Genomic DNA, 10662 nt, shown 5'->3' on the forward strand with positions numbered 1-10662 from the left:
AGAAATGTGCTAATTTTTGCATAACGACAGGGAGAAATGAGGTAATTTAGGAGTAACAACCTAATATAATAGTATGCCCATTAAACAAAAAATTAACTTTCTGGTCGTGGAAGACATGGTCTCCGATTCCTTTTTGTTGCAACGTCAACTAAAGAAAGCATGTGAAGACCCTGAGATCCGTTTTGCAGACTCTAAACTTTCCCTTATCAATGCATTGAAGTCTTATGTGCCCGATTTTGTGCTGTGTGATTTTAACTTAAACGGTTTTGACGCTTTTGACGTAATCGAGATTATAAAAGATTACAATGCCATCATCCCGGTAATTGTTATTACGGGACAACTTAAGGTAGAAGAGAATGCTGAATTACTTATAGAAAAGGGTGCTTCAGGATTTTTCCTTAAAGATCCCATGGATGAATTGCACGAAAAATTGGAACCACTCTTCGTCCGTTTGTTGGACGAGAAGAAGGAAGCCCTTCGAAAGATCAGCAGACAACGGGTGGAAACTGACTCCTATCATAAAAATTCTGATTATTTTAGACAACACGGCGCTAAAGGTGAAAAGAAGCCTGGTATTATTAATTTCTTTAAACGACTACTATCCCGCTAATTAGCCGGTATGCATAGAAAGCAAGCAAAAAAAATACTTTCCTCCATCTACTTGAATCTCATTACGCTGTTAGGGATTATCGTATTGTTGGGTGTGATCGTGATCATGAGTTTTCAATCACAAGACTGGCTATTGAACACTTCTGAAGTAAGGAATAAGATACTGGAGACGCATGCTGCTATTAACAGTGTAGAAAGTAAGAACAAAACTTTTCTTATTACCGGAGAACGTATCAATCGCGAACGTTACAAATCGGCAGAATTGTTAGCTGACGTAAAGATTGTCGATTTAAAGGAGCGTACCACAACCAACGATGATCAACAAGAAAATGTAAAAAAGTTAGACAGTCTTTTTCAACTAAAAAAGGCTGAGATGTCAGAATTAGTCGCCCTTCATGACACCGGTGACACGATGGAAGCTGTAAGTATAGTCAGTTCAATCTCACGCCAAGAATTAAAGAATGAAATTGCCGAAGTCATCGAAGATATGTTGGAGGTGAACGAACAATTATTTACAAATAGAAATAAAGATTTTAATCTTTATTATTACGCTTCTATCCTTATTCTTTTGTTTGGGATTGGTTATATGATCTACGGACTTTACAGGGTAAAAAGTCAATTAATCCCAATTTTTGAACGACTGAATAATGCCAATGAAATTCTAAATAAAGAGATCGATCTTAAAAATAGTGAGATAACACTTCGGCAAAAGCAAATGGCTATTAATGAGCAGCTCATTGATCAGCTGAAGGAGAAGAACAAAGAACTGAATCAGTTTGCATATATCGCCTCCCACGACCTTCAAGAACCCTTGCGCACCGTCGACAATTTTGTGACCATCTTTGAAGATGATTATGCCGAAAAACTGGACGACGATGCACACACCTATTTCGATTTTATAAAAGGGGCCACTTCGCGGATGCGAAATCTCATCAACGGCCTACTGCAATATAGTAGGATAGGTAGATCGGGCGAGATTGAAGCGGTGAACCTTAATGACATTTTAGAGGATATTAAGAAGGATTTTGCGCAGCGTATTGAAGAAAGTGACGCGCAGATCCTTTCGCAACCCCTTCCCACCATCCAAGGCTATAAAATTGAACTTAAACAATTGTTCGCCAATCTCGTTGGGAACAGTTTGAAATTTGTGCCCGAAGATCGAAACCCGGTTATTAATATTGATGTCTACGAATCCAATAACAACTATCAAATTACCATTAGCGATAACGGCATTGGCATCCCCGAGAAATACCTTTCCAAAATATTCGATATGTTCACACGGCTCCATAGTGAAACAGCATACAGCGGACAAGGGATCGGGTTGGCGTTTTGCAAAAAGATCACCGAATTGCACGGTGGAATTATCTCTGTGGATTCAAATGAAGGAGAGGGAACTACCTTCATGGTTATTCTAAAAAAAGATTTAACTTCGTGATATGAACAGATTAGAAAAAATTCTTCTTATTGACGATTCCGAATCGGATAATTTCGTCCATGAACGGTTGCTGAAAAAGGAAAATGTAGCCAAGGAGATTATTACCAAATATTCGGGAGAAGAAGCACTTGAATACCTCTCTACCATTGTAGAAAAGAAGTACCCCAAACCCGATCTTATTTTTTTAGACATCAATATGCCCGGGATGAACGGGTGGGAATTCTTAGAGCATTATAAGGACTTGGAGATTGAAAAGAAAGGGGGGATCGTTATTACAATGCTTACTACCTCAAGCAGTGAAGAAGATCGTATTAAAGCATCTCAAAACCCGAATATCAATCGGTTCGAGAATAAACCGCTTACCAAAGAAAGGTTATACGACATTCTGGAAAAGCATTTTCCGGACCGATTTACACCTTAGCCATAAAAAACGCCCCCTTTAGGAGCGTTTTTCTTTTATTTATTTGCTGAATCTTCGTCTGCTTCTTTAATAAGATACAGATACACGGGAAAGTGATCGCTGTATCCTCCGGTAAAACCTCCATCGGCATAACTTCGATACGGATATCCTTTGTAACGCCCTTTTGGATTTGCAAGATAGGTCTTGTTGTAGATTCCGGCTTTGTAAAAGCGATAGGATGAATAATCCTTTTTTAGTAATTCGGAAGAGACAATCATTTGGTCAAAAAGGTTCCAACCATCACGCCACGCAAGTGTTCCTAACCCTTTTCGATACATTTCTTCCATGGGATTATATAATTCTTTTAATTTCACTTCTTCACGATCTTCTTTGGCTTCAAGTACGTCTTTTACGCTGGGGCTCGTAGGATCATCGTTAAAATCACCCATGGTAATGATCTTGGCATACGGATCTTCACTGAACAACGAATCTATGATCTGTTTATTCAATTGAGCAGCTTTAATTCGCTTCGGGCGGCTGCGGGCTTCTCCACCACTTCTGGAAGGCCAATGGTTTACGATTAGGTGGATCTTCTCGCCGTCTAACATGCCGCTAACGACCAATTGATCTCTGGTGTAAACGCGTTTTGTTGTGTCGTTATCATCGTAAATATATAAGGGCACAGCTTTGTAGTTGGTAGGAGTAAATAATTTTTTCTGATACAATAAGGCCACATCGATCCCCCGACGATCGGGAGAATCGAATTGTATGATGCCGTAATCCTTTTGAACCAATGGTTCTTGATTGACAAGGTCCTCCAAAACTCTTCTGTTCTCGGTTTCACAAACACCAATGAGTACAGGCGATGTACCGGTGACATCACTTCCAATTTCAGAAATGACCTGAGCCATGTTTGCTAATTTTGCATTGTAGATTTCTTCAGTCCAATGATCTTTTCCTGTAGGAGTCCTGTCATCATCAAAAGTGAGTGGATCATCTTCAAAATCAAACAAATTTTCCACATTGTAAAATGCGATGGTATTCACCTTGTAAGTCTTCTTCTCTTGAGCATTTACAAGGGTTGCGGATAATAAGAATAAGGTAATTAATGGATAGTATAACTTCATTAAAGCGTGATATTAAGTTTGTGTAAATTTCTTTACAATTGCCGCGCCAAAAGTAGGAATTTCATTTAAAAAATGTAGTTTTGCACGCAATTTATAATGATTTCTTAATAACAAATTTTAAAATTTACGAATGAAACAACTCATTGTTACTTTATGCGTGGCATTTTTCTGTAGTTTTTCGGGACTTGCACGAGATGCTATCGTAAAGGGAAGAATAGTGGATACCAATTCAAGCGAGGTGATTCCGGATGTGGAAGTTCGCATTCTGGGAAGTATTTATAATACGATGACCGATGCGGAAGGTCTTTTCATTATTTCCGGAACTGACATACCTCAAGGAGAACAGGTACTTGTAGTGAACAAGAATGGGTATATTACCCAACGCATCCCAATTACAGTGCAAAACGGTTCCACAGTAAATTTGGATCCTATCCTTTTGGAAGTGGATCTCACCGAAGTTGAGGCGCAAATTGGGATTATTAGTCTTAGTGATAATGAACTTGACCAAGACGAGGGAACATCTTTTAATATCTCAGGACTGTTGCAGGCCTCCAATGATGTTTTCTTAAATGCAGCAGCCTTCGATTTTAGCGCTACGTTCTTTAACCCAAGAGGATTAGACAATGCCAATGGTAAAGTGTTGATCAACGGAATCGAAATGAACAAGCAATTTAACGGTCGCCCACAGTGGGGAAACTGGGGAGGACTCAACGACGTTCAGCGAAACCGTGTCTTTACTATGGGCCTAAAAGCCAATGATTACGCATTTGGAGACGTTGCGGGAACAACAAATATTATCATGAGAGCGTCTCAATATCGTCAAGGCGGACGCGTTTCGTATGCCATGGCCAACAGAAGTTATGAAGGTAGGGTGATGGGTTCTTATCACAGTGGCCTTAGTGCAGATGGATGGGCGTATTCTGTTTTGGCTTCACGTCGTTTTGGCGATGAAGGCTACCAAGATGGAACGCTTTACGATGCGAATTCGTTCTTTGCTTCCGTAGAAAAGAAGATTAACGAAAGCCATAGCTTGAACTTTACGGGATTCTATACCCCAAACCGAAGAGGTCGCTCTACCGCGATCACGCAAGAGGTGCGGGATCTGAAAGGAATTCGATATAATCCTAACTGGGGTTTTCAAGACGGAGAAATTCGAAACAGCAGAATTCGTGAGATTGAAGAACCGGTATTAATGCTCAACCATTATTGGAATCTTGGGGAGAACACAACCCTTAATACCAATATTGGATATCAATTTGGAAAAGTTGGCAATACCCGAATTGATAATGGGGGAACCCGATTGGTAACCATCAACGGACAAAATGCATACATTGGCGGTGCACGTAATCCCTTTGGGAACTATTACCAAAGACTACCTAGCTATTTCTTGCGTTTTGAAAATCCTTCGGCTTACGACTTTCAGTTAGCGTATCAGGCGCAACAGGAATTCATTAATGACGGGCAGCTCGATTGGGAGTCCTTGTATCGTGCCAATGCTATTGCTTCAGCGAATGGCGGAAACTCGATCTACGCAATTCAAAATGACCGAAATGATGATACGCAGTTAAGCGTGAATTCTATTTTGAACACACGCATTTCAGAAAATATCACGATTAACGGAGCCGTAAACTATCGCAACCTAAAGAGCGAAAACTTTGCCGAGTTGAAGGATCTTCTGGGAGGTACCGGATATTTGGACGTGGATTTCTTTGCTGAAGGTGAAAGCAATGAAGTTGTTACAGATATCGCTCAAAGCGACCTTAGAAATCCTAATAGAATTGTACAAGAAGGAGATCGTTACAAATACAATTACGACCTTAATGCCGACGTGATCTCTGGGTTTGCACAAGCACAATTTGAGTACAGCGTTGTCGATTTCTATGCGGCAGCCTCTGCAGGACAAACAAGCTACCAACGTATTGGATTGTTCGAGAACGGCAATTTCCCAGGTGCTGCCTCTTTTGGCCCCAGCGAGGAAGTTAATTTTACAGAATACGGCGTGAAAGGAGGACTTACCTATAAGATCACAGGGCGCCATTTGTTGGATCTTAACGCAGGGTATTTTACGAAAGCACCTAATTTGAGAAATACGTTTAGCAATGCGAGACAAAATAACGATGTGGTGGTTGGTATCGAGACCGAAAAGATCCAAAATGTAGATGCGAGTTATATCTATCGCTCTCCTTTAGTAAAGGCACGATTGACAGGATACTACAACACCATTGCAGATCAAACCGATATCAATTTCTATTTTACTGAATCGGCTCGAGGAACTGAAGATGGGACAGCCTTCTTACAAGAAATCCTTACCGGTATAGAGAGCCGCCGAGTTGGAGCAGAGCTAGGTGTGGAAGCACAGGTGACAACTACGGTTAAATTGAAAGCGGTTGCTTCAGTAGGGCAAAACGTTTATACCAATAACCCGAATCAATACTTCACTTCTGAAGATTTCTTAGGCGTGACCAATGTTCCCGGAATTAATAACGGGCAATTAACCTTTGGCGACGGAACTACAAACTTAGAAAACTACCATGTAGCCGGTGGTCCGGAAAGAGCCTACCAGTTAGGCTTTGAATACCGTGACCCCGATTTTTGGTGGGTGGGTGTCACCGGAAATTATTTTTCAAATGCGTATATTGATGTAAGTACCTTGAGAAGATCTGCCGGGTTCACTACTGATTTCGCCGGGCAACCGTTTAACGATTACGATGAGGAAATAGCCCGAACGTTATTACAACAAGAAGAGTTTGATGATTATATGCTCTTTAACGTGGTGGGGGGGAAATCTTGGAAGATCAAAGATTATTATGTTGGTTTCTTCGCGACCATCAACAACGTTCTTGGCGAAGAGTACATTACCGGTGGATTCGAGGATTCCCGTAATGCAGATTACCGCTCCCTTTTGGAAGAAAGCAAACGCGATACGCCGGTGTTCGGTTCTCGTTATTTCTTCGGAAATGGAACAACCTATTATGTTAACCTTTATGTTCGATTCTAATTAAAATAAAAATAAATTATACCTAATGAAAACTGCAAATTTTTATAAACTTTTTACCCTTATCCTAGCACTGGTAGTAGTAGTGTCTTGTGTTAAGGATGACGAATTTGATGTACCTTCTCAAGAAATTGAGCCGGTTACAATCGACCAAACGAAAGTGATCGACATTGCTACACTACGCGATCTTTTGGAACAAGAGATCAATAGCAACGGAAACAATATACTTACCTTCAACGAAAACAATCCCGATAACGACAAATACATTGTTGGATACGTGATCTCAAGCGATGAAGCAGGTAATTTCTTCGAGGAACTTGTGCTGCAAAACGATTTTCAAAATCCAAATGCGGGAGTAAAGGTGTTGGCAGACGTCAATCCGTTGTTTACAACTTACGAGTTTGGTAGAAAAGTATTCGTGAAGTTAGAGAATTTAAGTGTTGCTTTCGACAGTGGTGTTTTAGCCTTGGGTGTGCGTGACGGAAATGATGTTGCGAAGATCGCAGAATCAAACTTGTTCGATGTGATCACAAGAGACCCTGAGGTGAAAGAAATCGTGCCATTGCCACTTTCAATCAACGATTTTAATGCAGAACTCACAAACCTGTACATTCGTTTAAATGATGTACAATTTAACCGCAACGAAGTTTTGGGAGCAGACCCAAAGACCTTTGCTGCAGAACCGGATGACCAATTTGACGGAGAACGTCTTTTGGAAAGTTGTGCGACAGGAGCTACCGTTGTCTTCAGCACGTCTACATTTGCTGACTACAAGTCATTGTTGCTGCCCACTGGCAGGGGAACCCTTGATGGTTTGTTGACCTACAACTTCTTTGGTGATGAACTGAATGTGACTGTAAACGATCCTACTTCCATTAATTTTGACAGTACTGAGCGGTGCGATCCGATGGAAGTAAATTGCGGCTTGGTGTCTAGCGTTGGTTCTAATGTATTGTTCGGTGATTTCTTCGAAACACAAAGTACAGGCTCACCCATTTCAGGAAATGGATGGACTAATTATATTGAGGCTGGTACCGAAACATGGGAAGCCTATTTTGACGATGGTACCAACGCATCTTTAGGAATTTCTGCGCGTATGGGCTCCTTTAACAGCGGTGATGATGCATCAATTGGCTGGTTGATCACTCCCGAGGTCAATTTTGACGCTCAGGATGGGGAAACCATTACTTTTAAGACCTCCAACAGCTTTAGTGACGGTAGTACACTAGAGGTCCTGTTTTCAAGTGATTGGGACGGAAATCCTGCAACCATCACTTCGGCAACGTGGAGCTTACTTTCGGATGCTTATGTCGTTGAGGACGGAGAATTTTTTGGTGACTGGTTCACCTCCGGAAATGTAGATCTGTCTTGTATCACCGGAAGCGGGTACATTGCCTGGAAATATACCGGTAGTGGTGAGGCAGCGTTCGATGGAACCTATGAGCTTGATGAGATCGAGATTCGTTCGAACTAATCAATCGATTGATATATAAATAAAACCTCCCAATTTCGGGAGGTTTTTTTATGAGCTATATTTTCTGAAGGGGGTCGCGTTAAAAACGAATTGGCTAATTCTAATACAATGCTTCTGAATAATAGGGTTACTAACCCTTGTGATTTTCTACGGAAGCTTAGCAAAGAAGTTTTTGCCTAAACTTAGGAAGCTAATTAAAACAACTGAAGCTTGATCTTTAGAAAACAAAAGCGCTGTATGTAGACACAAAGAAAAATAAAACCCCTTCAATTACGAAGGGGTTTTGGTTGATGGTTGGTTATTTAGTTGAAAATGACCTAGCGTTCCACGATAATAAATTCAGAACGTCTATTTTTTTGGTATTCGGCATCGCTGCAGTTGGTGCCACAATCAACAGCTGGTTTGGTCTCTCCAAATCCCTCGCCGCTAATTCTGCTTGCATCAATCCCCTTTGAAATTACGTATTGCACAGTAGCTTGAGCGCGTCGTTCAGATAATTCGAGATTGGAAGCATCATTCCCTCTATTATCTGTATGTGCTTCCACTTTGATCTTCATCTTTGGATACTTCTGCATGATAGCGATCAATTTATCCAGTTCAAAGGCCGCCTGTGGTTTAATGTTATGCTTTCCAAGATCGAATAAGATTGGATCCAACTGTACTTTATCGTCCACAATAATGGCTTCGATAGGACGCAGTTCGAGCATGCTGTTTCGAACTTCTTTCGCCTTTCCTTTGGTTTCCGTAATAGCATTGGGTTCATACCCTTTGGTCAATGCTTGTATAACATGCTCTTTATCACATTCTGCCAAGAAGTCAACCTTCCCATCATCGCCGGTAGTTTTTGAGCTTATCTTGTTTTCAAAAGCGTCATAGAGATCAACACGTGCACCGGCTATTGGAGTGTCTGTATATTCATCCATCACTTGAACATTGATGGTGACATTGCAAGGAATTTCGATCTCCTTAACAGCGTAAATATCATCACTTCCTTTTCCTCCCTTTCTATTGGAAGAAACGTATCCTTCTTTGGTAGCAGGGTCGTATGTAAAGGCAAAATCATCATCGGCACTATTTACACCACTTCCTAAGTTTTTAGGGGTTTCAAAATCGCTTCCTGAAGCCTCTGCTGCAAAAACGTCCAGCCCTCCAAGTCCCATGTGGCCGTTACTTGAAAAATACAAGGTTCCGTTACTGTCTACAGAAGGGAAGACCTCTTTTCCTTCGGTATTAATATGATCTCCTAAACGCACGGGTGTTCCCAAGCTTCCGTCCTTGTTCACGGCTACCTTGTAGATATCGCTCATTCCTTTTCCGCCGGGCATATCACTCACGAAATATAACGTATTTCCATCCGGACTAAGTGCAGGATGACCTGTTGAGTATTCACTGTTATTAAAAGGAACCGATTGGATGCCACGCCATACACCATCGATGTTTTCGGCATAGTATAGGTTGATCTGGTTGATCCCGCTTTCGCTGGTCTCGTAATCGCCGTTAAAGTAATCGTTTCTATCGAAGTACATTCTTTTGCCATCGGGGGAAATTGCAACATTACCTTCATGGTATTTTGTGTTAAGATCTCCTCCTTCAACCAATGTAGCGTTCTTCACAGTACCTCCCACAATATCGGCTTTATAGATATCTAGGAATGGCTCTTCGTTCCATCCGTATTTTTTTCGGGTGGTATTTCTTGCTGAAGAAAAATAGAAGTTCTTACCTACTACAGTTCCTCCAAATTCTGAGTATTCGGTGTTGATATCCTTTAGGTTGGTAGCAGAAAATTTTGCCTCCGCCTCCGCTAAGGTAGGGACAAAATTAGGGCTCTTCATGAATTCCATGGCTCGGGAATCGTTAGGCTTCATTTCGGCGAACTGCTGCATATAAGTAGTGTAATCGCTGTATTTACCATTGGCCTTCAAGACCTGGGCATAATTGTAGACCGTTTCGGCGTCTACATCCTTGCCTTTCACGACACGACGATAATAGGTTTCGGCTTTTTTAGTATCGTTTAGATAATAATAGCTGTTGCCAAGACGCTCGAACACATAACGTCCGGCTTTTCCATCTTTCAGCAATTTTTGATACGCTTCAGCAGCATCGGTGTACAATAGTTTATCGTACAGATCGTCTGCTTTTTTAGTGTCTTTATTTTGTGCCGTGGCCACAGTGGTGCAGACCACTATGAGTAAGAGAAATGTATATATTTTTTTCATTTTGAATGAACTTAGATTAGTGATTAGAAGTATCTAGGTGAACGCATTGCACGCTTGTTAAAGATAAGGTCGAATGTTAGGATGATCTCATGAGAGGCATCACTTACCACGTTGATATCTGAAACGACATGATCGTAGGCATATCCTATACGAATGGCCGGAGTCGCTTGGAAACCAACGATACCGCTAAATGAATCGTCTAGTCTGTATGAAGCTCCTATTTCAAATTTCTCATAGAATAGTGCATTGAGGTTCCCGTCGAAAGAGACCGGCGCATCGAAAGCCGACTTTACCATAACTGAAGGTTTAATCTTCACATTTTCTGAGGCTTGGAACACATAACCCGCTGTTGCGAAGTAGTGGTTGGTCTCACTTCCGTATTTAATTCCGTTCTCGTCCAAATGGA

At 41.2% G+C, this 10662-nt stretch carries 8 protein-coding genes; 5 read left to right on the forward strand and 3 right to left on the reverse strand.

Going from position 1 to position 10662, the window contains the following annotated elements; all coding sequences use genetic code 11:
* Nucleotides 1–73: 73 nt before the first annotated feature.
* Genes AACZ11_RS09910 through AACZ11_RS09920 form a run of 3 tightly spaced genes read left to right on the forward strand, consistent with a single transcriptional unit; the run spans nucleotide 74 to nucleotide 2465 of the window.
* Complete coding sequence (locus AACZ11_RS09910; RefSeq protein ID WP_290626112.1) at nucleotides 74–610, forward strand: response regulator; 537 nt, start codon at nucleotides 74–76, stop codon at nucleotides 608–610.
* A 9-nt stretch (nucleotides 611–619) separates the two neighbouring features.
* On the forward strand, nucleotides 620–2044 hold the full coding sequence (locus tag AACZ11_RS09915; protein ID WP_290626114.1) for a sensor histidine kinase: 1425 nt from the start codon (nucleotides 620–622) through the stop codon (nucleotides 2042–2044).
* Nucleotide 2045: 1 nt separating this feature from the next.
* Nucleotides 2046–2465, forward strand: coding sequence for a response regulator (locus AACZ11_RS09920; RefSeq protein WP_290626116.1), 420 nt, complete (start codon nucleotides 2046–2048; stop codon nucleotides 2463–2465).
* A gap of 35 nt (nucleotides 2466–2500) precedes the next feature.
* Here the strand turns inward: AACZ11_RS09920 and AACZ11_RS09925 are convergent, their stop codons facing one another.
* Nucleotides 2501–3571, reverse strand: a complete 1071-nt coding sequence (locus tag AACZ11_RS09925) for an endonuclease/exonuclease/phosphatase family protein (protein ID WP_290626118.1) — start codon at nucleotides 3569–3571, stop codon at nucleotides 2501–2503.
* 130 nt (nucleotides 3572–3701) lie between these two features.
* Between AACZ11_RS09925 and AACZ11_RS09930 the strand changes: the two genes are divergently transcribed.
* Both AACZ11_RS09930 and AACZ11_RS09935 read left to right on the forward strand, forming a co-directional pair.
* The gene (locus AACZ11_RS09930; protein ID WP_290626120.1) at nucleotides 3702–6569 is read left to right on the forward strand and encodes a carboxypeptidase-like regulatory domain-containing protein; all 2868 of its coding nucleotides are present in this window, start codon (nucleotides 3702–3704) and stop codon (nucleotides 6567–6569) included.
* A 25-nt stretch (nucleotides 6570–6594) separates the two neighbouring features.
* Nucleotides 6595–8040: a DUF5689 domain-containing protein gene (locus tag AACZ11_RS09935; RefSeq protein WP_290626122.1), complete on the forward strand. Its 1446-nt coding sequence runs from the start codon at nucleotides 6595–6597 to the stop codon at nucleotides 8038–8040.
* 317 nt (nucleotides 8041–8357) lie between these two features.
* Here the strand turns inward: AACZ11_RS09935 and AACZ11_RS09940 are convergent, their stop codons facing one another.
* Nucleotides 8358–10256, reverse strand: coding sequence for an OmpA family protein (locus AACZ11_RS09940; RefSeq protein WP_290626124.1), 1899 nt, complete (start codon nucleotides 10254–10256; stop codon nucleotides 8358–8360).
* 23 nt (nucleotides 10257–10279) lie between these two features.
* A partial coding sequence (locus tag AACZ11_RS09945) for a PorP/SprF family type IX secretion system membrane protein (RefSeq protein ID WP_290626126.1) occupies nucleotides 10280–10662 on the reverse strand: 383 nt, incomplete at its 5' end.

The organism is uncultured Altibacter sp., assembly GCF_963972995.1.
GTDB lineage: Bacteria > Bacteroidota > Bacteroidia > Flavobacteriales > Flavobacteriaceae > Altibacter.

Excerpts from the sequence above, each read along its gene's own strand:
- AACZ11_RS09920 (WP_290626116.1), top strand. The coding sequence starts at position 2,046 with ATGAACAGATTAGAAAAAATTCTTCTTATTGACGATTCCGAATCGGAT.
- AACZ11_RS09935 (WP_290626122.1), top strand. The coding sequence starts at position 6,595 with ATGAAAACTGCAAATTTTTATAAACTTTTTACCCTTATCCTAGCACTG.
- AACZ11_RS09940 (WP_290626124.1), bottom strand. The coding sequence starts at position 10,256 with ATGAAAAAAATATATACATTTCTCTTACTCATAGTGGTCTGCACCACT.
- AACZ11_RS09930 (WP_290626120.1), top strand. The coding sequence starts at position 3,702 with ATGAAACAACTCATTGTTACTTTATGCGTGGCATTTTTCTGTAGTTTT.
- AACZ11_RS09915 (WP_290626114.1), top strand. The coding sequence starts at position 620 with ATGCATAGAAAGCAAGCAAAAAAAATACTTTCCTCCATCTACTTGAAT.
- AACZ11_RS09910 (WP_290626112.1), top strand. The coding sequence starts at position 74 with ATGCCCATTAAACAAAAAATTAACTTTCTGGTCGTGGAAGACATGGTC.
- AACZ11_RS09925 (WP_290626118.1), bottom strand. The coding sequence starts at position 3,571 with ATGAAGTTATACTATCCATTAATTACCTTATTCTTATTATCCGCAACC.